This window comes from Rhizobium sp. P1_B8 (assembly GCF_056406515.1).
This window is the reverse complement of the sequence record NZ_JBFTZZ010000013.1, coordinates 13,098-36,132: the sequence shown is the minus strand read 5'-3', so window position 1 is coordinate 36,132 and position 23,035 is coordinate 13,098. Positions and strand designations below refer to the sequence as shown.

The 23,035-nt window shown below is 59.2% G+C and carries 17 protein-coding genes and 6 pseudogenes; 16 read left to right on the top strand and 7 right to left on the bottom strand.

Going from position 1 to position 23,035, the window contains the following annotated elements:
* Positions 1 to 66: 66 nt before the first annotated feature.
* The 4 genes from AC1D2N_RS16735 (at position 67) to AC1D2N_RS16720 (ending at position 4,559) form a co-directional block, all read left to right on the top strand.
* Complete coding sequence (locus AC1D2N_RS16735; protein WP_245483710.1) at positions 67 to 927, top strand: phosphocholine cytidylyltransferase family protein; 861 nt, start codon at positions 67 to 69, stop codon at positions 925 to 927.
* 10 nt (positions 928 to 937) lie between these two features.
* Complete coding sequence (locus AC1D2N_RS16730) at positions 938 to 1,825, top strand: GHMP family kinase ATP-binding protein (RefSeq protein ID WP_130654313.1); 888 nt, start codon at positions 938 to 940, stop codon at positions 1,823 to 1,825.
* 180 nt (positions 1,826 to 2,005) lie between these two features.
* Complete coding sequence (locus AC1D2N_RS16725; protein WP_027688361.1) at positions 2,006 to 2,644, top strand: CDP-alcohol phosphatidyltransferase family protein; 639 nt, start codon at positions 2,006 to 2,008, stop codon at positions 2,642 to 2,644.
* A 220-nt stretch (positions 2,645 to 2,864) separates the two neighbouring features.
* On the top strand, positions 2,865 to 4,559 hold the full coding sequence (locus AC1D2N_RS16720; protein ID WP_130657494.1) for an asparagine synthetase B family protein: 1,695 nt from the start codon (positions 2,865 to 2,867) through the stop codon (positions 4,557 to 4,559).
* 21 nt (positions 4,560 to 4,580) lie between these two features.
* Here the strand turns inward: AC1D2N_RS16720 and AC1D2N_RS16715 are convergent.
* The 4 genes and pseudogenes from AC1D2N_RS16715 to AC1D2N_RS16700 all read right to left on the bottom strand — a co-directional run.
* Positions 4,581 to 5,438 (bottom strand): annotated as a pseudogene (locus AC1D2N_RS16715) (transposase); the annotation flags it as partial.
* 34 nt (positions 5,439 to 5,472) lie between these two features.
* The gene (locus AC1D2N_RS16710; RefSeq protein ID WP_065276647.1) at positions 5,473 to 6,255 is read right to left on the bottom strand and encodes an ABC transporter permease; all 783 of its coding nucleotides are present in this window, start codon (positions 6,253 to 6,255) and stop codon (positions 5,473 to 5,475) included.
* Entirely contained in the window at positions 6,252 to 7,175 is a 924-nt protein-coding gene (locus tag AC1D2N_RS16705; RefSeq protein ID WP_130654312.1) for an ABC transporter permease, read from the bottom strand. Before AC1D2N_RS16705 ends, AC1D2N_RS16710 begins: the two co-directional genes overlap by 4 nt.
* 1 nt (position 7,176) lies before the next feature.
* Entirely contained in the window at positions 7,177 to 8,259 is a 1,083-nt protein-coding gene (locus tag AC1D2N_RS16700; protein ID WP_477981621.1) for an ABC transporter substrate-binding protein, read from the bottom strand.
* Between the two features lie 315 nt (positions 8,260 to 8,574).
* Between AC1D2N_RS16700 and AC1D2N_RS16695 the strand changes: the two genes are divergently transcribed.
* Positions 8,575 to 9,381 (top strand): DeoR/GlpR family DNA-binding transcription regulator, encoded by an 807-nt coding sequence (locus tag AC1D2N_RS16695; protein ID WP_065276645.1) that lies wholly within the window; start codon positions 8,575 to 8,577, stop codon positions 9,379 to 9,381.
* A complete protein-coding gene (locus AC1D2N_RS16690; RefSeq protein WP_130654310.1) occupies positions 9,371 to 10,849 on the top strand; it encodes an alkaline phosphatase family protein in 1,479 nt (492 codons plus the stop codon). The genes AC1D2N_RS16695 and AC1D2N_RS16690 overlap by 11 nt, the downstream gene beginning before the upstream one ends.
* Positions 10,850 to 10,921: 72 nt before the next feature.
* Here AC1D2N_RS16690 and AC1D2N_RS16685 read toward each other — a convergent pair.
* A pseudogene (locus AC1D2N_RS16685) lies at positions 10,922 to 11,026 on the bottom strand (IS6 family transposase); the annotation flags it as partial.
* A gap of 83 nt (positions 11,027 to 11,109) precedes the next feature.
* Here AC1D2N_RS16685 and AC1D2N_RS16680 point away from each other — a divergent pair.
* The 10 genes and pseudogenes from AC1D2N_RS16680 to AC1D2N_RS16635 all read left to right on the top strand — a co-directional run bounded on the left by AC1D2N_RS16680 (position 11,110) and on the right by AC1D2N_RS16635 (position 20,523).
* Positions 11,110 to 11,860, top strand: a pseudogene (locus AC1D2N_RS16680) (IS6 family transposase).
* A 57-nt stretch (positions 11,861 to 11,917) separates the two neighbouring features.
* Positions 11,918 to 12,342: pseudogene (locus AC1D2N_RS16675) on the top strand (hypothetical protein); the annotation flags it as partial.
* A 519-nt stretch (positions 12,343 to 12,861) separates the two neighbouring features.
* Positions 12,862 to 14,685: a ParB N-terminal domain-containing protein gene (locus AC1D2N_RS16670; RefSeq protein WP_130657470.1), complete on the top strand. Its 1,824-nt coding sequence runs from the start codon at positions 12,862 to 12,864 to the stop codon at positions 14,683 to 14,685.
* 90 nt (positions 14,686 to 14,775) lie between these two features.
* A pseudogene (locus AC1D2N_RS16665) lies at positions 14,776 to 15,253 on the top strand (hypothetical protein).
* Positions 15,250 to 16,125 (top strand): annotated as a pseudogene (locus AC1D2N_RS16660) (DUF7007 domain-containing protein). The pseudogenes AC1D2N_RS16665 and AC1D2N_RS16660 overlap by 4 nt, the downstream one beginning before the upstream one ends.
* Positions 16,126 to 16,826: 701 nt before the next feature.
* A complete protein-coding gene (locus AC1D2N_RS16655; RefSeq protein WP_130657468.1) occupies positions 16,827 to 17,411 on the top strand; it encodes a hypothetical protein in 585 nt (194 codons plus the stop codon).
* Positions 17,412 to 17,713: 302 nt separating this feature from the next.
* A complete protein-coding gene (locus AC1D2N_RS16650) occupies positions 17,714 to 18,640 on the top strand; it encodes an ArdC family protein (protein ID WP_130657467.1) in 927 nt (308 codons plus the stop codon).
* 633 nt (positions 18,641 to 19,273) lie between these two features.
* Positions 19,274 to 19,585 (top strand): DUF736 domain-containing protein, encoded by a 312-nt coding sequence (locus AC1D2N_RS16645; protein WP_127431460.1) that lies wholly within the window; start codon positions 19,274 to 19,276, stop codon positions 19,583 to 19,585.
* A gap of 304 nt (positions 19,586 to 19,889) precedes the next feature.
* Positions 19,890 to 20,054, top strand: coding sequence for a hypothetical protein (locus AC1D2N_RS16640; protein WP_165410090.1), 165 nt, complete (start codon positions 19,890 to 19,892; stop codon positions 20,052 to 20,054).
* A 295-nt stretch (positions 20,055 to 20,349) separates the two neighbouring features.
* Positions 20,350 to 20,523, top strand: coding sequence for a hypothetical protein (locus tag AC1D2N_RS16635; RefSeq protein WP_165403408.1), 174 nt, complete (start codon positions 20,350 to 20,352; stop codon positions 20,521 to 20,523).
* A gap of 67 nt (positions 20,524 to 20,590) precedes the next feature.
* Here AC1D2N_RS16635 and AC1D2N_RS16630 read toward each other — a convergent pair whose 3' ends face one another.
* Together AC1D2N_RS16630 and ltrA are read right to left on the bottom strand one after the other, a co-directional pair.
* Positions 20,591 to 20,899, bottom strand: a complete 309-nt coding sequence (locus AC1D2N_RS16630) for a WGR domain-containing protein (RefSeq protein WP_130657465.1) — start codon at positions 20,897 to 20,899, stop codon at positions 20,591 to 20,593.
* 350 nt (positions 20,900 to 21,249) lie between these two features.
* A complete protein-coding gene (gene ltrA, locus AC1D2N_RS16625; protein WP_130657464.1) occupies positions 21,250 to 22,743 on the bottom strand; it encodes a group II intron reverse transcriptase/maturase in 1,494 nt (497 codons plus the stop codon).
* Positions 22,744 to 23,035 lie beyond the last annotated feature (292 nt).

The following is a 23,035-nucleotide window of genomic DNA, read 5'->3' as shown; positions in this document are numbered from 1 at the left end:
TTCATCGCCACAGATGGCAGCTCGAGCCTAAGCGGGGTGGAGGAGATCAGTGTATGGAGGTGGACAATGGCTTACAACAATGATGGATCGGCGACAACACCTGGCGAGTATGGGCAGGTGGGTCGCCACCGAGCTAAGCTGAATAGCTCTTCCCGAACGGGTCATAATATATCGGAAGCAATCATCCTCGCCGCTGGAATGGGAAGACGTCTCGGTCATCTAACCGCCAATCGTCCGAAGGCGCTTATCGAAGTCGCCGGCGAGCCATTGGTGTCACGCCTCCTCAGTCAAATGCAGCGGGCCGGTGTCTCGAACGCAACAGTCGTGGTCGGCTTTCTCGGCGATAAGTTGATCGCGCACGTTCGCAGCACCTCGGGAGCGATGAACATCGATATCGTCGAAAACCCTCGATACCGATCTGAGAACAACATTACGTCCTTGGGCCTGGCGCTTGTCCCTGGAAGAGCCGTTATCCTATCGGATTGCGATGTTCTCCTTTCCGACTTTCCCGCCCACTGGTTGCAGCCGGACGGTGCTGACATAACGGTTCCTACCCGCCCACTTCGACCTAAAGAAACGGGGACTGTCTTGCGGCGGGGGATGGATGGGGAGTGGTACATAGTTGTCACGCGCAACTGCGACGAAACCCTTCCAAGCGATCGCAAGACGATCAGCCTATACCTCCTTCGCTCGAACGAGTTTGTACTCGATTTCCATCGAAACATGAGGGACGCGATTTCGGGAGGCGAAACGGCACTCTACTATGAGGATATCCTCGCTCGCTCGCTCGGTTCGAAATACCGGCTAGGGATTATCGAGACAGAGAGCTTCGACGTCACCGCGTTCGAGATCGACACCCCAGAAGACCTCGAAGAAGCAGAATCCTGGGTCGCGGCTGCCGGCAACAACTGGCTACGATCATCATAAGAGGTTTATCATGTACGCGAGCGGCTTTGCAATTGGCCACCACGGCGAAATCCTCCAAGGCGTTTTCCGAGGCGAAGATAGTCGGCTGCACCGAGGCTTAGTGACGCTTCCCTTCCCACCTCGGTACTCGATTGCCGTCGCTGAGCCGATTGATGGCATCGAAGTCCTCGTCCGCCCTAAGCACAAAACAAAATCGGGAGCGGCGGCGAGGCTCCTTCTAGGTGGGATCGGGTATACTGGCAGGGGAATCAAGGTCACCGTGAATTCGAATATTCCAGAAGGATTCGGCTTAGGCTCATCAACAACGGACGTTGTTGCGACCATCCGCGCAACGGCTCGACTGTTTGGACTGCAGCTAGAGGCTAGCACGATCTTTCGCCTAGCTGTTCGAGCCGAGGTGGCCAGTGACGGCACCATGTTTACTGGAAATCCCAGGCTCATCTGTCCGCGAGAGGGCACTGTGCTCGAGCGCTTCGAAAGCAGAATACCCGAGTTCTCGCTGATCAGTGTGAACGTAGCTCCTAACCACCCCGTTGACACATTAGCCCATCCGCCGACCAGATATACAGGGGACGAGATCAGGGAGTTCGGAGACCTGCGGAAGCTACTACGGCGAGCGCTAGAAAACGGGAGCCTTGGTGAATTGGGGGAAATGGCCACGCGAAGCGCTGTCATTAATCAGCGGTACCTGCCACAGCCGCACTTCGATTCGCTCTTGGAACTGTCCCAATCCACGAACGCCTTCGGCCTTCAAGTTGCGCACAGCGGGAGGATGGTTGGCATGTTCTTGGATCCGCGATTGGAGAAAGAAGATAAATCTGTCGAGCACATCCAACGCGAATTGCTGCGGTTAAACCTGTCCTCCGAATTTTTCAGGTCTGGCCAAACATCCGTTTAAGATTGTTGGTGAGGAGAGCATAATGACGATTGATGGTCGGGTAATTGGTGGTAAGGGATTGCAATTTAAGCGGCTTGCTCGGATTAGTTGCATGAGCGGCAGAGGAGCATCGTTTGTTCCAGTTGGGACTCGACAATGCACGAGCACCGATCTTCGCCAACAAGGCTACGAGGAACAATCATGACCAACGTATCGTCGATGGAACAAGAACGCCGCCAACCCATAATGGGAATTCTCCTGGATCCGCCGAACGCGATAACGTTCGTCGGAGCTCTTTTAGCAATGTCCGCATGCGCGATGGCAGTGATGGGCAAATACAACCTCGCCCTGATATGCGTTCTCTGGAGCCACCTGGCAGATTCGTTGGATGGTCTGGTTGCCCGCAGGATGCACCATCGCCAACCGGGGATGAGCGATGTCGGAAAGGCGATGGACGCGTTGGGAGATTTCCTATCCGCTGGTGTCTTTCCCTTGATCTTTCTCGCGTCATTGGGTGAGGCGGCACCATTCCCGACGTTCGCGGGGCTACTCATCTGTGCCGCGGGCATTTTGCGGCTGAGCTACTTCGAAGCGTTCGGACTGTCGGGAGGCTCTTTCGTCGGGGTGCCGCTGCCCCACAACATCCTCGTATTCGCCCTGTCGTACTACCTCGGCTCCCAAATCGTAACGGATCACCTGATCCTGCTGATGGGCGCCGTTGCGGTCATCATGAGCGGGTTACATCTCTCGTCGATCCGATTTCCAAAGATGAATGTGACTTGGATTGTCCTTTCGGCAGTCTTCATTACCGCGATGAGCGCTCTTCTCGCTCTTCAGTAAACAAATGTCTCAGGATCGGTCTCTATCCTTGCAATTCTTTACTACCGAATTCGTTCGATGCTTTACGTCGTCGTAATCCCGACAATACCACCCTTTTGTGACACCGTTTCACATGAACTGCCGCAGGTCACGAAAAGACATCCGGCTAAGCAACAAAAGCACAATTCGAGTTTGGCACGTCATTTTAGCCATCGAACAGGAGAGGATTATCGTGGACGCAATGTTTGGCTCGATCGGCATGCCACTTGTCGACCCCGTACTATTTTCCAGGATGCTGAAACACCGGGGAAGTTACGTCGACACGATCAAAGAGGCCGACATTTCACTAACCACGGTCAGTAGGTTGCCTGGTAGAATCTTCAAGGATCCAGAGTTGATGGTCTCCTATACCGGATCCCCTTCTGTCGAAGGAAAACAGGTCTCGATGGCCGCGGATCTTGCGGAGCTTTACGCACTAGGCAAGCTGGACGCCCCAGATGCAGTAAATGGTCACTATTGCATCGCACTGGTCGACATACCGAAGCAACAGGTTCGTTTCCTCCGTGACAACATCGGGGTCAACACCCTCTATGTCACGCGGATCGGAAGGGGCCTAGCCTTCTGCACTGAATACAAATGCCTTCGGGCATTGCCTGGCTTTGATCGATCAATCGACCTGGAAGCGATCAAGGGATTCGAACGAACCGGGTGGGTGCCGAGCGGGCTAACATTCTTTTCCGAGGTAAAGCCGGTTTTGCCCGGAAAATGGTCGAAGGTCAGCTATGAAGACAATTCCTTTCCATCGGAGGCGGCATCATCGATCACGCCTGCGATAGCGGATGCTTTCGTACCGGTGGAGGTGGTCGCAGACGCTTTGCTGAGCGCTGTGGAAAGGCTCGGCGCCGATCAACCGCCAGCGGTGGGCATAATGCTGAGTAGCGGAGTGGACTCAGCTCTAATCGCAGAGTTGGTCGCTCGCTCCATGAAGCAAATCACGGTCAAGTCGTTCACTGTTGGTCACAACGGAGGAGACCCCGAGATCGAAGGCGCCCGGTTGACCGCGTTGGCTTTGGGACTGGAGCATCACGAACTATTTCTGGAACCATCAGAATTTTCACGACTGCTTCCAGAAGCGATGTGGGCGATGGAGAACCCCGGGGGCTATGACGAGTATCCATGCTTGTTCGGGCTTTGCGAGATGGCAGGGTTGCATGTCGATGTTCTATTTTCTGGCAATCTCTCGGATACATTATTTGGAGGCATGAACTTCCACACACAGTTGTGGAAGAGCCTTAACGGGCGGCCAACTGATGAGGAATCGGCCCCAAATGGAAGCCTTACAATCCTCAAGGGGGCAGCAAGCGGCACCCACGCGACGCTGCGGACGCGGTCGCCTTCTCACGGTTCCTTGCATGCCGAACTTATCGCCACAATGGATAGGCGGGACGAGCGGATGGGTGCCCAGGAAATGCTAGCCGCTCGTTTTGGCATCGATCTGCGCATGCCGTATGCCGACACCCACGTCGTCCGAACCGCAATGCGCATTCCTGACGCCCAGAAGGTCAACGACAAAGGCAATAAGCTTATCCTGCGCCAAGCGTCGGCGATGTTTTTGCCCGAGGAGATTGTAAAGCGACCGAAACGAATACAGCAGCTGATGTATGACAGCGCAATGCGGACTTGGTTGTTGACGACATTTGATCTCTTGTTCAACTCCGCCGCGGCGCAAAAGCGGGACGTCTACGATTATGAAAATCTGGCTCTGGTAAGGGAAGAGCTCGTGCGCGAGGTCACCCGTAGTACCGTTCAAAACGCCTGGAAAGCCATTTCGATTGAAACTTGGCTTCGGATGTTCGCGGACGAGGAGCATTTCGCCCGCGCCATTACCGACGAAAGTGTAAAACCGGAAGCGGTCTTTTCGCCCGCCAGCCCCTAATTAGTCGGCCTGAACAAAGGCTTAAATCATTGATCTTCTGGCGGTTGGGAAGATCTGGAGAAGTATCCGATTTCGCCATGAGAACGTTAAGCGCGGCCCTGATGAAGCACGCCAAAGGGGCCAGTTTGGCCAGGATGAGGCGCAGATTGTGACCTACCCCGACGAGCAGCGCATTGATGGTGTTGCCATCGTGCCCGAGAAGGAAGTTCCGGTCCAGCCTGCCATCGGTCTTCATATGGCCGATGGTGGGCTCGATGGCCGATCGTCGTTTCAGCTCCCGTCGCATGGTCGGCGTCAGCCCGCGCCGGCTTCCGGCAATCATCACCGACGCCGATCCGGTGTAATCATGACCGCGATATTCCTCGACGTAGATGCGATCCGGATACCACCCATGGCAACAGCCTGGTCGACGGGAGGTGAGAGGGTGTGCCCGCCATAGGAATTGTCTTCGAATGCCTTGGCCGCCAGAACCAGCCCTTCGCGGTCCGTCGCCGCGAACCCTACCTTGCAACCGAACTCGAATGGCGCGCGAGCCTTGCCCTTCGAGAAGCAGACGACCTCGGGAGCATGCAGCGCATAGACCTTGTTCTTGTCCTTCGGCTTTTGCGCCAGCAGCCGTTCGATAAGACCGAACAGCCGGGCAAAAGTCCGCTCCAGTTCGACGTTGCCGGCGACCTTGCGGCCAATATCGCGCAAGACGCAGCCAAGAGAGATGCGCAGGCGCTTCAGTTCGCGGCGCATGCGGCGGAATTGCCGGGCATGGGCATAACGGCCGGCGCGCACCGCCGCTGCTTTCGTCAGACGCGTATCGCTCTGCCTCAGCTCGATGCCATGCTTCTTGGCGTGACGGACCTGTATCTGCAGAGCCTTCAGATACAGGATACCGTTCACACCAGAAGAATGAGAGGAAACCCTACCCTGCTCGCCGCGAAAACCGCGTCATGACGTTCATCATGGCCAGTGCGCCCCAAGTGATGGCAAAAGACAGGATGGTCAGGGCCGCAGGCTCATAGGCTTTGCTCATGCCGATTTTTTGAATGTAGGTGCCGAAAGCCGGGCGCGTCAAAAGGCTAGCAATCACGAATTCCCCCATCACGACCGCGAAGGTCAGGAATGCGCCTGCCATGACGGAAGGCAAGATGTTCGGGAAGATCACCAGCCTGATTGTCGCGAATGGCCGAGCGCCGAGAATGCCAGCGGCGTCCGTCAGCGTCTGAACGTCAATCGTCTGCAAGCCGGTATCAATCGTGCGGTAGAGGTACGGCAGAGATAATGTGGTACAGCCGCAGATAAGCAGGATGCTCGCACCAGCGCTGCTATCGGCCAGCGGCAGCACCGACGATGACGAAAACAGCCGCAGATAGCCAAAGACAAGCACGATAGGCGGCACGACCATGGGCAGCATCACGAAGATTTCCACCACAGGCCGCAGCCATTGGAGGCGCAACCGGACATAATAGGCCATCGGAACCACGATGATCGTGCCAAAGATAATCGTCAATACTGCTATTATCAGCGAATAGAAGAAGCTGGCCGCAAATTCCGGGTCTAAGAAAACCGACTCGTAAGCCTCAAGCGAATATACGCCGCGCCGGATGCTTAATGAAAATTCCGCCGTGCTGAAAAGCGGCATCAGAAAGAACACTGCGGCGATGGCGAATATGGTCCAAGGGGAATAGCGCAGGACGAATTTCATTTCATCCACCGTTCGGAGCGCACGCGAAGCATCAGGTAAAGAGAAATGGTCACCGTCATGACAAATACCATGAGCAAGGCTAGGACGGCGCCAAGCTGCTCGTTGTGCAGCACGTCGCCGCGAATTTGCGCGTAGAGCAAGATCGGGATGACGTTCACCGCCGTTCCTGTCAGCGCGTAGGCCGTTGCGACGCCCCCGAATGCATTGGCGAACAACAATGCCAACGCCCCGAGGATTGTTGGCCAGAGGATTGGCAGGCCAACAAAGCGCCAATACTGGGTAGCCGTGGCACCCAACATCTCGGCCGCCTCACGTGTCTGTGTGGAAAGCCGGTCAACGGCGGGCATGATGATCGTGAATGCAATCGGGACCTGAAAGAACAGGTAGGTAAGCGTCAAGCCGGAAAAGCTGGCAAGCTCAAAACCTGCCGCGTAAATGTCGATGCCGAAGGCCTTCCGTAAAAACACAGTCACGAGGCCAAGCCGCCCCAGAGTGGCGATGAAGGCGAAGGCAAGGGGTATGCCTGAGAAATGCGAGGCCACGCCGCAAAAGCTCATAACGGCGGCCTTCACCTTCTGGCTGGTCATGCGCCGGCCAACGGTGAGGGCCAGTACGAGCCCGAGCACCGTTCCAAGAACGGCGGTGACGGCGGAGATTTTGGCCGAAGCCATGAAGGCGTCGGCAACCTCTGGCGTGATGATCTCCGCGAAGTTCGCTAACGTAAAACCTCCCTGCTTATCAACAAAGGCCGTGGCCAGTAGCGCCGCGGTGGGCATCACCATCATGACGATGGCAAACATGAAAAACGGGGCCGTGGCAAGCAGTGCGGGCCAGTCAATGGACTTGAGGGATGAGGTACCTGCCAGCCCGGCGCGAATGCCACTCGCGCCGGGCTTGCCGTGTGTGGACTGTGGTTTCAACTTATTTGCTGCCTGCGCCTACGGTTGAAGTCCATTCCTTGGCAATCACTTCGCCGGCTTCCACTAGATGGGACAACTCGGGAAATACTAGATTGTTACCTGTCGCCGGGAGCTTGGTCAGCATGTCATCGGCAATTTTGCCGGATTTGCGCATGGCGTCAAAGCGGATGGGGTGGCAAAGGCCCTTGAGGTAGCCAAGTTGCCCCTCGTCGGAATAAAGGTACTCCATCCAGAGCTTGGCGGCATGCGGATGCGGCGCGTACTTGCTGATGGCTTGGGCATAAACGCCAGCCACGGTAAGGCTTGCCGGGACAATGGTGTCCAGTGGCGGATTTCCCTTGAAATTTTCGGCATAGGTGATGCCGTTGGAATCCCAGCGCGTGGTAATTGGCGTTTCGCCCTTGGCGATGGATGCTGCAGAGCCGAAACCGGAAACGAGATTGCCGGAGTCCTTCAATTGGCGATAGAACTCGAGCCCAGCGCGGGCTGCTGCCGCGCCCGGCTGCGCGCCGGCTGCAAGGCCCGCGGCATAGACGCTCAGGATGGAATTGTTGGCGGTTCGCGGGTCAGCAGGCAGTGAAACGCTCTTGCGATAGGCGGGGTCGAGAAGATCAGCCCAATCGGCTGGAGACTTTGAGATAACGTCCTTATTCACGACGAAAGAAAGCACGCCGTAATAGTCGCCGTACCATTGCCCTTCGGGGTCTTTGGCGGTGGCCGGGATTTCGTCCCACGTTTGCACCTTGTACGATTGCAGCAAGCCCTCTTTCTGCGCAATGGGGCCAAAAACAAGGCCCACATCGATGACATCCGGCGCCTGCGAGCCGTTGTTGCCTATATTAGCCTTGATCGTTGCCAATTCTTCACCGGATCCGGCAGTCGGGCTGAGTTCGTTTACGGTGAGGCCGTATTTATCTTTAAAGCCTTGAATCAGCGCAGCATAGCCGCACCAATCATGCCCGAGGGCAATAACCGTCAATTGCCCTTCGGCCTTTGCAGCCGCGACAAGATCATCCATTTCGTCAGCATGCGCGCCAAATGGCATGGCCAGGCAAGCGACACCTACAGTCAGATAGGCAGTCATCCGTTTCCTAATCATCCGGTTTCCTCTCGCGGGAACTAGCAATTAAATGAAGCCTTGCCGACTAACGGCTACTCTTTACAAGAATGTGACAATATCTGGCATAAATTGGCAATTACAGAAAATACGTGCCAGGAAAGTGCGCTTTTGCTTGGAACACATAAGGTGAGATGAAGGAATGGCAGGCATTTTCAGTGTATGCGCGCGAAAACTGTCATGAAAGAGCCGTTGACAGATATTTGAAAGGCAATTATTCCCAAAAATGACAACATATCGGTTGTAAGCGCGGCCGACTCCATCGTGTAGAGTGAGGAATTTGTGACGAAACTACCGGCAGCAAGCCGCCTGCAAGCCATAGCTGATATGCTTCGCACAGGCGAAGGCATCGGAATTGCCGCAATGGCCGAGCGCTTCTCGGTGACGATGGAAACCGTCCGTCGTGATCTGGTCCTTCTCGAAAAGGACGGCCTGCTGACGCGGGTGCATGGGGGCGCAATCCCAGTTTCCCGCGCCGCGCCGCTGCCGTCGCGGCTGGCCAGCCTGAGTGCAGAAAAAGCCGTGATTGGAAAGCTGGCAGCGCAAACCGCGACCCGGGACGGCTGGATATTCATCACCCACGGCAGCACAGCACTGGCCGTCGCAAAGGCGTTGAACGATGGCCCTGCGGTATCGGTCATGACGAACATGCCGGCCATCGCGGAAGTGCTGCAAAGCGGCCTCAAGCACCGGGTCACGCTCACCGGGGGGGAGTACGACTATGCCAATGGCGCGCTAATGGGCGAACAAGTACTAGAGGCCATTTCCGAGTGCATTTTCGACACGGCCATCATTGCAGCCTACGGCGTTGACCCGGTGCATGGCTTGGTAGAGTCAAGCAAGTACCTGCAACGCTTCAAGCGACTGCTGTTCGAGCGCAGCCGCCGTCGCATCTTCGTTGCTGACCATAGCAAATTCGGCGCATCAGGAGCTTATGTCTCGGCGTCCCTGTCGGACATTGGGACCATCGTCACCGACGAGCCACCGCCCGCCCGCTTTGCGGATGGGTTCAAGGATGCAGGTGTGCGCGTGGTTTATCCACAAAAGAACGAAACGAACAACATGGAAGAAAACACCAATGGCCAATAACGCGCGCCATGTCGTGGTGCTGGGAATTGACGGCCTGCGGCCCGATCTGGTCGCTGAAAGCACCATGCCCCATCTTGCGGCGCTGGCCAGCGACGGAACGTGGAACCGCCGTCATACCACTGTGTTCCCCAGCGAGACGCGGGGGGCGCTCACGGCCTTGGCCACTGGCGCAACCGCGCAGGTGAACGGGATTGCCGGAAACCAATTCTATATCCGGGGGACCAGCCCCGATCAAGTGTTCACAGAAACCACGCATGATTGGTGGGCGGCGGATGAACGCCTAGCGGGCAACCTGGTGAAAGTGCCCTCGATCTCGGAAGTTCTACACCAAGCGGGACGGCCGTTTGCGGTCGTCACGTCGAGTGGCCCCGGCGTTCTGCCCGCGCTGAACTGGAAGGGCCAGCAGCGCGGACAAACCGGGTTCAATGTCCGCCATCCCCAGATCGGCTACCCGCATTCGTTTGCCGCCCGCGCCCATCGTTCCCTGAAAATCCCGGCCGGGGGCATCTCCGCCGATGGACCAATGACGGCGTTCCGGGTATTTGAGCGCGAAGTATGGCCCTACGACAAGCCCGCCGCCACCATTCTATGGTGCACCGAAGTCGATAGCGTCAGCCATCTGCACGGCCTGCAATCGACCCAGCTACGAGAGATTATGCGGGCCTGCGATGATGTAATTGGAGAGCTGCGGGCATGGCGGGACGCCCAGCCGGAGCGCGACAGCATCACGTTGTTTATCGTTTCCGATCATGGCCATGTGACGATCGGCGGCACAGTCAACGTGGCCGACGCTCTTTGTCAGGCCGGTTTCAAGGCGGCGGCATCGTTCAACGATCATGCAACGCAGGTGCTTGTTCGACCGGGCCGCGCCGTGGGCCTGTGGCTCAAACATGATGACCCGGCCTTACTGCGGGACATACGGGACTTCATGATGGAACAGGTATGGTTCGGCGGCGCATTCAGCCCTGCCAGTGAACCGGGCAGCACCAGCGGCACGGTGGATGGCAGTCTTGCGCTGGAACTGTTGGGTGCGGGCGGCGAGCGCGCTCCTGGCCTGTTCGTGCACCTCGGGAAAACGCCTGCCGACAATCAGACCGATCAGGCCGGGCATGTGGATTCGGTCTTTTACGACCCCGGCGACAACGATCTGCGGATAGGCGGCGGCACGCATGGGGGGCTGCATCGCGGCGAGTTCACGGCCGTTCTCGCGGGCTACGGCGCGGGACTCGCGCAGGGCCGGGTTTCAGATGCTCCGAGTTCAATCACGGACATTGCGCCCACAATCCTGTCACTGCTGGGCATCGACGCGCCGAAGACGATGACAGGCCGCGTGCTGGGCGGCGATGCGCCGGAGAGTGAGGAACTGGCATACGCGGAGATTCTCTCTGCCGGCGTCCACAAAACCACCTTCCTGACGGGCATCGAGCGGCAGGGCCATTTCCATGTCAGCGAAGGTGGGATTCAGTAGGGGCATCCTACAGAAGGGCTGGCACCGTAAACTTAAGGCTGTGAAAACAAGATCTGGGAGTGAGGCTTTGGTTCATTCGGCGTGAAGGCGGGCGATTTGGCGCCATGCTTGCATGGCAGTTGCTCGCAGTTCTCGATGGTGGGTGGATGGAATATCGTGGCGGGGAACGTTAAAGAGGGGCCTGTCGCAAATTTTTGCGCTTAACGGTATGTTGACCGTCGGAGGAGAAATTTCCGCTCCAAATGTTGTGGAGCGTACGGATGATTCTAAATGCTATTGCCGAAAAGCTGAAGCGGCAGTCGAAGGATGATTTCGAAGGCAGGCATTTCGAGGCATGGCTGATCGTAAATGCGGTCACCTGGTATTTGAGATATCCCCTGAGCTATCGTGATCTGGAAGAAATGTTCGAAGAGCGCGGCTTCGAGGGATCATAGCACGATCAACCGCTGGGTATTGAGCTATGCGCCGATGATCGAGAAGCGTCTTCGCCAGTTTCGCCGGCCGCATTGCGGATCGGTTCGGATTGACGAGACCTACGTTAAGATCCGCGTCAAATGGCGCTATCTGTACCGAGCCATCGATAAGCATGGCAACCCGGTGGATTTCCTGCTTTCTGCAAAGCGAGATCTCGAAGCCGCCAAGCGGTTCTTCCGCAAGACGCTGAAAGATCAACCCTTACTGTCGCCGAACAAGATCTGCACAGATGGTGCCAATACCTTCCCGTCGGCGATCAAAGCTTCGGTTGAAGACGGGCTCCTACAGCCCGCCCCCGTGCACTATGCGACCAAGCACCTGCAACAAGGCATTGAGAGCGATCATTTCCGTGTGAAAAAGAACATGCCGAAGATCGGCGGCTTCCAATCCTTCAACACGGCGCGGCGAACGATTGCCGGTTTCGAGCCGATACTGTGGTTGAGAAAAGGCTTCGGCTTTTCCGGCGGCTGGACGATCAACGAGCAAAACAATTTGGTTGCGCGCCTCTTCGGACTTATAAAGGTTAACAAAACATGAAAATAGCGTCCTTCAGGGGATAGCCGCGGCCTCTGTGGAAGTTTGCGACAAGCCCCGCTGATGAAGGAAATCCTCACCCTCGTCCAGCTTCAACAGGAGTATGAGATCGTCATCGCCTCCATTGGTGGCTTCGAACTCGTCTACGATGGCAAGCGCTTCGGCAAGTCTGACGGTTATCGCTACACCACCATGCTTCAGCGCACGGGCGCGGACTACGAGATCGATCTCGCCGTCACGGTGACGCCGCTCGGCGCCGTCTTCCGCCTCGAGCATGCGTTGGATGATTTCGACGGGAGCGGGAACGCTATCGCCAGCGGCTGGAGGAAGCGCGCCGGCGTCTTGCTTCCTACCAGTCCCGTCAGGGTGGCGATTTTGCCTTCGCGAGTGAGCTGGCCGAAAAGCGTCGCCAGCTCCGGGAGGTTGAGGCCGAGCTCGCAGCCGAGGCCTGCGAAGCAGGTGCCCCTACCAGGGAGGCAGCCTGATTTTGGAAGCAGTGCAGCATATGCATAGGTGCATTGCACAATAAATGGTTTTCCATCTGATCAAAATATCATCATAGTGCACACAGCTGATGCACATGGCGGTCTCCTCCCAGTGCCGCCGCAACAGCTGTTCCCCTCTGGAGGTTAAATAACCTTCACACTTCATGGGCCTCGGTTCTTCCGACGGCCCATTTTTTTGTTCCCGCTCAACCCAGATTCCGAGCTCTGTAGCAGAGCGCTTATCAGAAGAAGTTGGGAAAGGAGAAGGGGAAAGGGAAGGAAAACCGGTCGCAGATCGGTCCTCCCGCCGCCGCTGGCGCTCAACCGCGGCACTCCGCATCCCGGCCACTCGTCTTTCGCATGGCTGTTGGCCCCGCTTATCCTTCGCGGCAGGGCAGCTCGCCCGCAGTTGCGCCGGTCGGGCCGCTTTGCGGTCCGGGAGGTGTCTTCAGAAAAAAATGAAGACAGGAAGGACCGGCAGAAGGCCGCGTCCGCATCCCCGGAAAAAGGAACATTCCCATGCAACTCATGAAAGTCGATCCGCGTGCGCTGAAGGACAATCCCGACAATACTCGTCAGTCGAAGTCGACGCCCCAGGCCGACGCGCTGCTGCTTGCGACCATCAAGGCTGTCGGCGTCATCCAGCCGCCCGTCATTTTCGCCGAAGCCAGCGGCAACGGCTATGTCATCGAAGCGGGCCACCGGCGCACGCGCATGGCCATCGCCGCCGGCATCGAGGAAATCGATGTTATCGTCGTCGAGGCGGCCAACGACAATGGCGCGATGCGATCGATGATCGAAAACATCGCGCGCGAGCCCCTCAATCCGGTCGACCAATGGCGGGGCATCGAGCGTCTCGTTGCACTCGGTTGGACCGAGGAGGCGATTGCGATCGCGCTGGCGTTGCCGGTCAGACAGATCCGCAAGCTTCGTCTGCTGGCCAATGTCCTGCCTGCGATGCTCGATCACATGGCCAAGGGCGACATGCCGAGCGAGCAGCAGCTTCGCACGATTTCCGCGGCGTCACTCGACGAGCAGAAGGAAGTCTGGAAGGCACACAAGACGAAGAAGAGTGACACAGCATCCTGGTGGGCGATCGCCAACGGCCTCACCAAGACCCGCATGTTCGCGCGCGATGCGAGTTTCGGCGACGATCTCCGCCAGGCCTATGGCATCGAATGGGCGGAAGACCTGTTCGGACCGGCCGACGAGGATAACCGCTATACCACCAACGTCGAAGCATTCCTCGGTGCGCAGCAGGAATGGATGAGCAGCAATCTTCCCAAGAAGGGTTCCATCGTCGAGCTCAACAATTGGGGCCAACCGCAATTGCCGCCGAAGGCGGAGCGTGTCTACGGCAAGCCCGGCCAAGGCGATTGCACCGCCATGTATCTTGATCGTGAGGGGAAGGTGCAGTCCGCCCATTTCCGGTTGCCGGAGATCAAGAAGGCGAAGGGAAAGGGCGATCCGACCGCCCCCGGCGGCGAGGACGAAAACGAAGGTATCGACGTTGCAGCGAAGACCCGTCCCGACGTGACCCGAAACGGCCTCGAGATGATCGGCGATTTCCGCACAGACGCTCTGCACGAGGCACTGGCACGAGCGCCGATTGAGGACGATACCCTCATGGCGCTGCTCGTCCTCGCATTCGCCGGGCAGAACGTCTCGGTAGATTCCGGCTCCGAAACCTCTAACCATGTCTACGGCTCCAGGCGTTTTGCCCGGCACGCGGTCCCGATGATAGGTGAAAGCGGCGAGCTGGAATTCGACACGGATACGCTTCGTGTCGTGGCCAGGTTGACACTGATCGACGCACTGTCGGCGCGGACCAACCGCACGGACAGCGGCATTGTCGCCCGGATCGCCGGCGATGCCATAGGCGCCGACACCTATCTTCCGAACATGGGCACGGAGGAGTTCCTCGCGTGCCTCTCCCGCCCGGCGCTGGAAGCGTCCTGCGGCGGCACCAGTGTCGCCCCCCGCCCGCGCGTCAGGGACACCCGGGCTGCCCTTGTCGAGCACTTCAAGGAAGAACGCTTCGTGCATCCGGCAGCCCTCTTCGCACCCGATGACGCAAAGCTGGCCGAGTGGCTGGCCAAGAACATGGAGCATGGCAGCGAGGACGAAGATGCACCTGCCGACCGGCCGATCGGCGGCATCGAGAACGGCGCCGACGGTGGGTCTGATCCGTCGATCGAGGATCGCGCACTGGTCAAACCGCATGTTCCGGAAACCGAGGACGGCGGCAGCGCAGCCGACACCGAGATCGAAGACTTGGACGATGCCGCCGCTGACACCAGCACTGAGGATCCTGATACCGCTTACGGAATTGCGGCAGAGTAACCCTCCCCCACAACGTCATATTGATCGATACCGCCGCCGGCCATCACCGGCGGCGGCTTTGTTTCGTCACCTCAAAATAGGAGAATACGCATGTCCGCGTCTTTGATTTATGACCTCACCCCATGGCTCGATTGTCGTCTGGTCCGACGGCACGCACCGCCCGCCCGAGCGCCACAGGAAGAAGCTCGCCGCCTGGGAAGAGCGCAACAGCAAGGGCCGCCTGATCCGCAAGCAGGGCAAGCGTGGCATCGGCAATGTCGGCCTGTCGCCGGATTTTACGCTGCATGAGGGCGATTTCGGCGCCAAAGGCGTCATCACCATTCGCATCCACCGGACGTCGTTCTCGCTCGACACCAACCTGACATTCAAGGTGATCGAGCGCCCGCAGCTCGGCCACATCAGGGTCGTCGACCTCGCCTGCGAAAACGCCGAGCTCGTCCACCTCGCCGCCAATCGCCAAGCCGCGGAGGAATGGTTGACGCAGCATCGCTATCCCAATGCCGTGCTGGAAGAGGTCACGGCCGATGAAGTGGCGGCCGCCCATGTCGAAGGGAGGGTCGCGGCATGAACACGCCTGCTCTCCAAGCCAAAGCAGCTTCCACCCTTGAAGGTTCAGGGGTGGAGTTTGGCCGCAGCGCCGATGACATGCCGGTTGCCCGTGTCGGCGATCTCGTTTTCGCCACGGTGCCGGGACGTGACGGCCAGCATTTTCTCGCGAGTGCCTGGCGCGTGTCACGGCCGTCTTCCGAGCTCAAGCGCTACGACTTCTACTCGCATCATGGCGCCGTTGCGGATGAGGCGGAATTTCGGGCACGGATGTTCGAACAGGCGGAGCACGTCCCGAGACCTCTGGGCGCTCGCCCGGCAGACTGTCCGGATGAGCTGCTCCACCCCATGGGGACCGTCGCAGGGCGCCACCGTCTACGCGGAGGGTATCGTATCTCACACCACGGCCGGGCATGGCGGGTTCAAGTTGTCCAACGATCGCAACCGCAAAATCCATGTGATGCTTCGTTGCGCCGGTGGTTGGTACGACGAAGGTGCCGCGTGGGCCGCGGTTGGCCTCGCCTTTCCAGAACACCTTTACGAGATACGAGCGCAAGTCCGCCGATCGGACGATCCGGGATTTCTTGCCCGATGCCTGGGAATCGATTTTCGGCCGAATCCCACGAGAAGGATCGCCGCGCCTTTGAGCGCGAGCATGCCGGCGACTGGATCGTCATCTCCGCGCTACGCTCAGATCACCAACCCGGCATGACCGAAGTTATCGCCACGATTGGTGGCGTCCGTGCCGTCCACGCGGAAGAGCGCCGCTTCTTTGTGCCAAGCGACGAGTACGAGGTCGGCCGATTTGGCTTCGTCATCGATACCGCGCGACATGCTGGCCATGACGGACCGTCGTCGTTCATCAGTTGGCAGCCGCGGGTGACCAGTCCATGAATCCGGTCAGTTCTCGCGTTCTTCTGTTCCGCATTGAGGCGGCGCGGCGAGAGACGCGCCACCATCTCGATTGCATTCACCGGCACAACACGGGCCGGGCGAACGCATAGCGGTCACCGAGAAGGCGAAAGCCCGCTCGCACCGCCGGGGCGGGTCGCGGTGGACGCGCTCCGACGAGTTGCTGTTTCACGATCACGTCGAGCGGCGAACGGAAATCGCTGCCCTGGCTCGCAAACTCCAACGTCAGGAGCGGGCGATCGCCACCATGCGTATGTGCTCGGCGATGATGTGGGCAATGCGGCGGCGTGAGCCCCGGCCGGATGGGGCTTTCGTGGCGGCTGATCCGAGCGGGAGGAAGGGTTGCGGGGGCTATCGGTCGCAGTGGTTTCTGTCCTTCGGGGTTTCTGAGTCATAGCCCGACCCCTGCCGGCCCGCCCTTCGTTTTCGCTGCGGTCTGAACCGGCGGCCGGTCGTTTCAAGGCCGCTGGCGCGCCGCGGAGCGGCCGGTGCAGCCTCCCCCGCAAAATTGCTCCGCGCCCTTCGCAGGGCTTTACCCCGCTTGTTCGCAAACCCGTTTCGCTCGTCCGGCCGTCCCGGACCTGTGAAAGCGCCCGTCCTCAACCGATTCCTGTCGACCGCATCGAAGGGCAGACCGGCAGGGGCCGGAGCCGCTTCGGTGAAAACCACGAAAGGAAGATCCCATGTCCAAGCCCGCAACCAATCGACCTGCCGCCCGCGTCGTGCCGCTCCGCAAGGGCGCCACCCTTGAAATGGTCAGGCTCACATGTCCGGACACCGCCCAGGCAATGCTGATCGCCGAGAGTTTCGGGACCGCGGTGGTCGACAGCGACGGCATCCGTGAACTCCACGAGCGCCTGATCATCGAGACCGCCGATAGCCTCTCGGACGGTCTCGGTGAGAAGGCGATGCAGATCCATCTCCAGCGTATCGTCGGTGCCTATGTCGGCTCGGCGCACGGCGCCGGCCAGTTCTACAGTCGAGCAATCTCCGAAGCCCGAGACGCAACCGCCAAATCGGCAAACGATGCCCGCGACGAGGATCTCGATGGCCCGGTCGGTTACGACGGCGCCGCCCAGCGCAAACGCGAATTCGCCGCCGACATGGGCATACAGTCCCACGCGTTGCGGATGGCCGCCGAGGGCGCAGTCGCAGCTTACAGCCACGTCATCGGCGAAGCCTGGAAGCCCTTCGACCGCCCGGTCGAAAACCTGGGCCAGTCGCTCGACCGCAAGGCGGCCGAGGCACAGATGGCGGCTCTCGGTTGAGCCGCTTGTCGCGCGGAGAGCTTCGGCTTCGCCATCTCTTCCCTCTTTGACCTTTAGGCCGGTTCCTTTCGGACCGGCCTTTTTCTATGTCACGAAAGAAGAGAAGGAAGAACACGGACCCCGCCCGCCACGCGTCCCGTCCCGCTCGGCGGTCCTGCAGGAGCCGGCGCCTGCCGCAACGGCTTTGCCGTCCTTCACTCCGTTACGGCCGTTCCGGTGCGGCCGGCCTCCTGATCGCTCCTGCTTTCGGACCTCCGCGACGGGGCCGCGATGGCGCGGCCTCCAAAACGGAGGATAATGACATGAGCAGGAAAGCCGAAGGCGAACGCGCCGACATCTATGCGCGGATCACGGATAGGATCGTCGCAGATCTTGAAAAGGGTGTGAAGCCTTGGATGAAACCCTGGCACGCGGCCACCACCAATGGCCGGATCACCCTGCCGCTGCGCCACAACGGCCAGCCGTATTCGGGCATGAACATTCTCTTGTTATGGTCGGAGGGAATGGCGCGGGGGTTCACTTCCCCCATGTGGATGGCCTTCAAGCAGGCGCTTGAACTGGGGGCGGCGGTGCGAAAGGGCGAGACCGGTTCGACGGTCGTCTTCGCCAGCCGGTTCACCAAGTCCGAGGCGGACGGCAGTGGTGGAGAAGTCGATCGAGAAATCCCATTCTTGAAGGCTTACAAAGTGTTCAACATCGAGCAGATCGGCGGACTGCCCGAACACTATCGTCACCCACCGACCCCGGTGCTCGATGCGATCGAGCACATCGAGCACGCCGATTGCTTTTTCCGCAACACGGGCGCTGTCATCCGCCATGGTGGAGCGCAGGCCTATTATTCCCCTATCACGGACCACATCCAGATGCCGCCGTTCGAAACGTTCCGCGACGCGGCGTCCTACGTGGCCACGCTCAGTCACGAAAGTTGCCATTGGACTGCGCGCCCCGATCGCGTCGATCGCGATCTTAGCCGCTATGCGAAGGACAAGACCGAACGCGCCCGCGAGGAGCTGATTGCGGAGCTCGGGAGTTGCTTCCTATGCGCCGATCTCGGGATCGCACCGGAGCTGGAGCCACGGCCGGACCATGCGTCTTATCTCGGCTCGTGGCTGAAGGTTCTATCTGACGACAAGCGGGCTATCTTCCAAGCTGCGGCGCATGCCCAGCGTGCTGTCAGCTTCCTGCACGGTCTCCAGCCCGTTCAGGCCGACGAGAGAGCGGCAGCGTAGGAGACGTCAAGGTCGGTCGTTGTCACCCGCAACGGCCGACAGCTCTTTCGGCGCTCTCTCCGCGAGCGCGTGCTCATCGGACGTGAGGTCCAGCCTCCCCCAGATCGATAGTTTCCGATCGTTGGCTTTCAGCTTTCGGGACTGCTTGATTTCGACGGCAAACGGCTTTGTCTGCCGACGCATAGATCCTCCGGGCGACCAATCGCGGCCCGACAATATTGCGTTGATGAGAGGAGACAACTGCCCGGACGGCCGAGTTTGTCGCATCCGAAGTCGACGCTATGCTTTAGAGACTGGGGAACGGCTTCGCGGCCGGGCTGTTCTGCCGGGGCAACGCACGGCGAGGGCCATGATCAAGTTCCTTCCACCGCTGTCATGGGCCACGTCCTCCGCGGGCTCGATGAGGCATGTCTGATCGGAGACCGGCTTCGCCTCGATCGTTCTCCCGCAACGGCCGTGCGCAACTTTCTCCCCCTGCGAACTGTGTTCGCTTTCCTCGCGCGACAACAAAGTTTCTCCGGCCGCCCTCCATTTCATTGCGGCCTTTCAGGTGCGGTCCGATCGCCCCCGATCCTTGCGACAGCCATCGACGCCGCGAAGGGCGCGGCCCGATACAACCGAAAGGAACAGACAATGGCTACCATCGGCACCTTCACCTCCACCGAAAGCGGCTTCACCGGCTCGATCCGCACCCTCGCACTCAACGTCAAGGCCCGCATTGCCCGCATCGAAAACCCCTCCGACAAGGGTCCGCACTTCCGTATCTACGCCGGCAATGTCGAGCTGGGTGCCGCCTGGCAGAAGCGCTCCAGCGAGACCGACCGCGACTACCTCTCGGTCAAGCTGGACGACCCGAGCTTCCCGGCGCCGATCTACGCAACGCTCACCGAGGTCGAAGGCGAGGACGGCTACCAGCTGATCTGGTCCCGCCCCAACCGGGATTGAGATCCCACCAAGGCCCCGCCGCCTAAGGCGGGGCCACCAGGCCGCTTTGAGAAAGCAGGCGACGGGCGTCGAGCCCGTTTCCAGCTTTTTGGGTGCCGTACGGAGAGGTGGGGTCTGCTCATATCAAGCCAATCGTGCCGTGGAGCCGGGCCAGCCTCAAGGACGAGCGGTCCCCCCCAAAGTGCTTGACGCATTTCGGCTCCTCCACTCACCGCCGCTGGCGGTCGCATGCGCGATCCTTGACCCTGACCCACCGCCACGCCGGCGGGCGTCATCTTTCTCAAACATCAAGGAGATGACGACGATGACGATCGAACAGCAAATCGAAGAACTGCGCGCCGAGTTGAACGCCTGCATTGAGCCCGCCGAACGCGGCCAGATCGAAGCAGAGCTCGAAATCGCCCATGCCGAGCTGATCGTCATGCTTGTCCAACAGGACGGTTCCATCGAGGCCGAGCCGCCCTTCTGAGGGCCGCGTATCACCAGCGCTGCCAGCCCGCAGCCATCCACAGCACGGAGGGCAGCAATCCGCTTCCGCTCTCCTTCCGCTCTCCTGTCATCGACATCGGGGATGTTGCATCCCGTCCGTCACGCCGCAATCTGCCGGCGCCAGAATTTTCCCCGCCGCGTTGCGGCTCCTCGCGGGAGCAAAATTCGGGCGCCGGCAGGTCCGCCACCTCCGTTTCGGCCTTTCAGGTGCGCCCCTCCTTGTCCGTCATGCGGCCCATCCCCGCGACGTCCGCATTTCGAAAGGACAAAATACCATGCAACAGCTCGCTCAGTTCCTCGCCGCCACCGGCCGCCGGCTCCGCGTCCTCGGCAAGGTGATCTGTCACTTCTTCCGCAAGGGAAAACTGGGCCTGAAACTGGCCATCAAGATCCCGTTCCTGGTCGAGATCGAGGCGTCGTTCGAGACCGACTGGAACCGGCGCGAATGACGCGCCATCAGGGGACCGCTTCGGCGGCCCCCTGTTTCGCTACTTGAGCGATCGGAGACGATTGGGGTCAGCTTTGGAAATATCGCAGAGTGGCTCGTGGCCGATAGCCGCGAGCACGTTTTTGTTTGACCAGGTCGAGGAACAACCGAACCGCTTCCTCTTCCCGTTCGAACACATGCTGCTTCTCCTGGCCGCGTTTGCCGATCCTCCCCCATCGTCGGGTCAGGCAAGCCTCTCCGAACATCGTCGGCCCGATCTCCATGGTATAATACCGCGCCATGTTCTTGGCTGGATCCGTTCGTTCGACATAGAGCTGGTATGGTTGCGAAATCATGCCGGCATGATCGTCACACGCCGCCGCTACGTCCAACGACATATGTGAATCCTACAGGTGCGACCGATTCATTTTCGTGAAGAATGGCGTTCGGGCGAGGCGCCGATGGCGCGCGGCTCTAGTCGCACTGCGACCGGAGCCCGCACGCGGTCCCCGCCCAGTCGGGTCACGATCCTCTCGCAGCAAGAAGCATGGCTCTGCCAAACGTTATTGTCCGGAGACAGCCGGAGCTTCCCGTAGCCATCGGAGATGGCAAGCGGTCGCGTCCTTTCAGGACGCGGTTCTATCTCTCTCTGACGCCCCACTTTGCACCCGCCGTGTCGGGTAGCAGCGGGGCATTGCTGCCCCGCCGCCCCCTAAGAACCGGGCGTGCGGATCACTTCGCACCCGGCTCAAGCCATTCTCCAGCGCCACGTTGTGACACCGGGCTCCCCGGCGGTATGTTTCGCGTTCTGACGGTGGGCGAAGTAGGTATCCCATGTGGGATCGAACGGGTTCGCCAACGCCGGGATTTTGGCGTGCCTCTTGATTGAGACAGCCGCTGCGCGGACAAGCCCATACTTGGCGTCTTCCGTGCTGAAATCCCATGATTGGCTACCGTTGACCTGGAAATACCTTCTCCTGATCCACCGTGCTCCTTTGTTGGGGTGTCGTCGGCACGCCCATCTCCAGAGCATGCCCCAGATGTAGAAGTCTATCGAAGAGAAGGTCGCCTTCGCCACGACATGGCGGTGATACATCGCCCATCCCCGAATGATCGGGTTCAGCATTTGTATCAATCCCTCCTGCGCGATGGCAGCGTTGCCTTTGATAATTCTCCGGACCTTATCCAGCAGCGCCTTGACGCTGTGTTTGGACGGCGTGATGAGGAGTTTGCCGTTGTACTTTCGCACATTCTGGCCCAGAAAATCGAAACCATCCGCAATGTTCGTGATTCTGGTTTTCTCGTCCGAGAGTTCCAGTCCGCGAACAGCCAGGTATTTCCTGATCGCCGGCAAGACCTTGTGTTCCAGCACCTCTTTCGATGCACTGGTTACAATAAAGTCGTCGGCATAACGGATGACGTGGGGTTTGGCTTTTCGGTACGTGGATTTCGACGATCCCACGCTTGCATCGACTGCGGCCTCAAGCCCGTCCAACACTCTGTTAGCGATTGTGGGCGAAATCACGCCCCCTTGCGGGGTTCCCGCCCGCGTCTCGAACAGAGTTCCCTCTTCAATGTATCCGGCTTGAAGCCACTTCCGCAGGATCGCCTTGTCCATAGGCATATGCTCGAGGATGTAATCATGGCTGATTTCATCGAAACAGCTTTTGATATCGCCCTCTAGAATCCACGTGGCGGACTTTCGTCTTGCCAACGTGATGAAGCAATGCTCAATGGCGTCGGCTGTTGAGCGTTTGGGCCGAAATCCATAGGAATTCGGGTCCGCCAAGGTCTCCGTCACTGGTTCCAGCGCAAGCTTCCATAAGGCTTGCATTGCGCGGCACAGCATACGGGGTATCCCGAGCGGGCGCTTCTTGCCGTTACTCTTGGGAATATAAACGCGTCGCAACGGCATCGTACGGTAGCCGTGATGCCGCAGCGACATTACTCCCTTCCATCTGGCCACCGGGGTTGTCCAGATTTCTCCGTCCACTCCCGGCGTTTTCTTCCCGCGATTCTCCGTCACCCGCTTCACAGCCAGCATCTTGCCGCTGTGCGAGCGGGTCAGCAGACGTTGCAAGGCTTTTACCTTACCCCATCGGCCTTCGCGAGTGGCCTTGGCGATACGCACTTGAAGTCGCTTCACGGTTGCTTCAATCTGCGACCAGTTTGTCTGATCCCACATCTGCCCTCCGTGCGAGGACGCACCAGCATTCGCTGCTTTCGCATCGATTGCCGTCATCTGCTTTTCCTCGTCCAGCAATTAGTCATGTTCTCTCGCCATGAATGACCGGGCGGAAGTCTGCCCACTTTCGTGTCGGGCGATGTTGCAGCCCGTATCTCGACCATTACAGCCGGGCCTTCGCTTTCTCCGCCTTCCTTTACCCACAACACCAACAGCGTTCCTTACGGTTCGCCTGCCGTTACCGGCAGCGCTATGGGCTTACCCTGTTCCGCATGAATCTCAGAGCCAGTCGGACCCTTCCTTTTCGCCAGCAGCTTTCCGTCCATGGAGGTCCAACCGGAAAGGACCA

What these genes read in the sequence shown, in the direction of transcription:
- AC1D2N_RS16735 (WP_245483710.1), top strand. Translation starts at nt 67, where the DNA reads ATGGCTTACAACAATGATGGATCGGCGACAACACCTGGCGAGTATGGG.
- AC1D2N_RS16730 (WP_130654313.1), top strand. Translation starts at nt 938, where the DNA reads ATGTACGCGAGCGGCTTTGCAATTGGCCACCACGGCGAAATCCTCCAA.
- AC1D2N_RS16725 (WP_027688361.1), top strand. Translation starts at nt 2,006, where the DNA reads ATGACCAACGTATCGTCGATGGAACAAGAACGCCGCCAACCCATAATG.
- AC1D2N_RS16720 (WP_130657494.1), top strand. Translation starts at nt 2,865, where the DNA reads ATGTTTGGCTCGATCGGCATGCCACTTGTCGACCCCGTACTATTTTCC.
- AC1D2N_RS16710 (WP_065276647.1), bottom strand. Translation starts at nt 6,255, where the DNA reads ATGAAATTCGTCCTGCGCTATTCCCCTTGGACCATATTCGCCATCGCC.
- AC1D2N_RS16700 (WP_477981621.1), bottom strand. Translation starts at nt 8,259, where the DNA reads ATGACTGCCTATCTGACTGTAGGTGTCGCTTGCCTGGCCATGCCATTT.
- AC1D2N_RS16690 (WP_130654310.1), top strand. Translation starts at nt 9,371, where the DNA reads ATGGCCAATAACGCGCGCCATGTCGTGGTGCTGGGAATTGACGGCCTG.
- AC1D2N_RS16670 (WP_130657470.1), top strand. Translation starts at nt 12,862, where the DNA reads ATGCAACTCATGAAAGTCGATCCGCGTGCGCTGAAGGACAATCCCGAC.
- AC1D2N_RS16655 (WP_130657468.1), top strand. Translation starts at nt 16,827, where the DNA reads ATGTCCAAGCCCGCAACCAATCGACCTGCCGCCCGCGTCGTGCCGCTC.
- AC1D2N_RS16650 (WP_130657467.1), top strand. Translation starts at nt 17,714, where the DNA reads ATGAGCAGGAAAGCCGAAGGCGAACGCGCCGACATCTATGCGCGGATC.
- AC1D2N_RS16645 (WP_127431460.1), top strand. Translation starts at nt 19,274, where the DNA reads ATGGCTACCATCGGCACCTTCACCTCCACCGAAAGCGGCTTCACCGGC.
- AC1D2N_RS16640 (WP_165410090.1), top strand. Translation starts at nt 19,890, where the DNA reads ATGACGATCGAACAGCAAATCGAAGAACTGCGCGCCGAGTTGAACGCC.
- AC1D2N_RS16635 (WP_165403408.1), top strand. Translation starts at nt 20,350, where the DNA reads ATGCAACAGCTCGCTCAGTTCCTCGCCGCCACCGGCCGCCGGCTCCGC.
- AC1D2N_RS16630 (WP_130657465.1), bottom strand. Translation starts at nt 20,899, where the DNA reads ATGTCGTTGGACGTAGCGGCGGCGTGTGACGATCATGCCGGCATGATT.
- ltrA (WP_130657464.1), bottom strand. Translation starts at nt 22,743, where the DNA reads ATGACGGCAATCGATGCGAAAGCAGCGAATGCTGGTGCGTCCTCGCAC.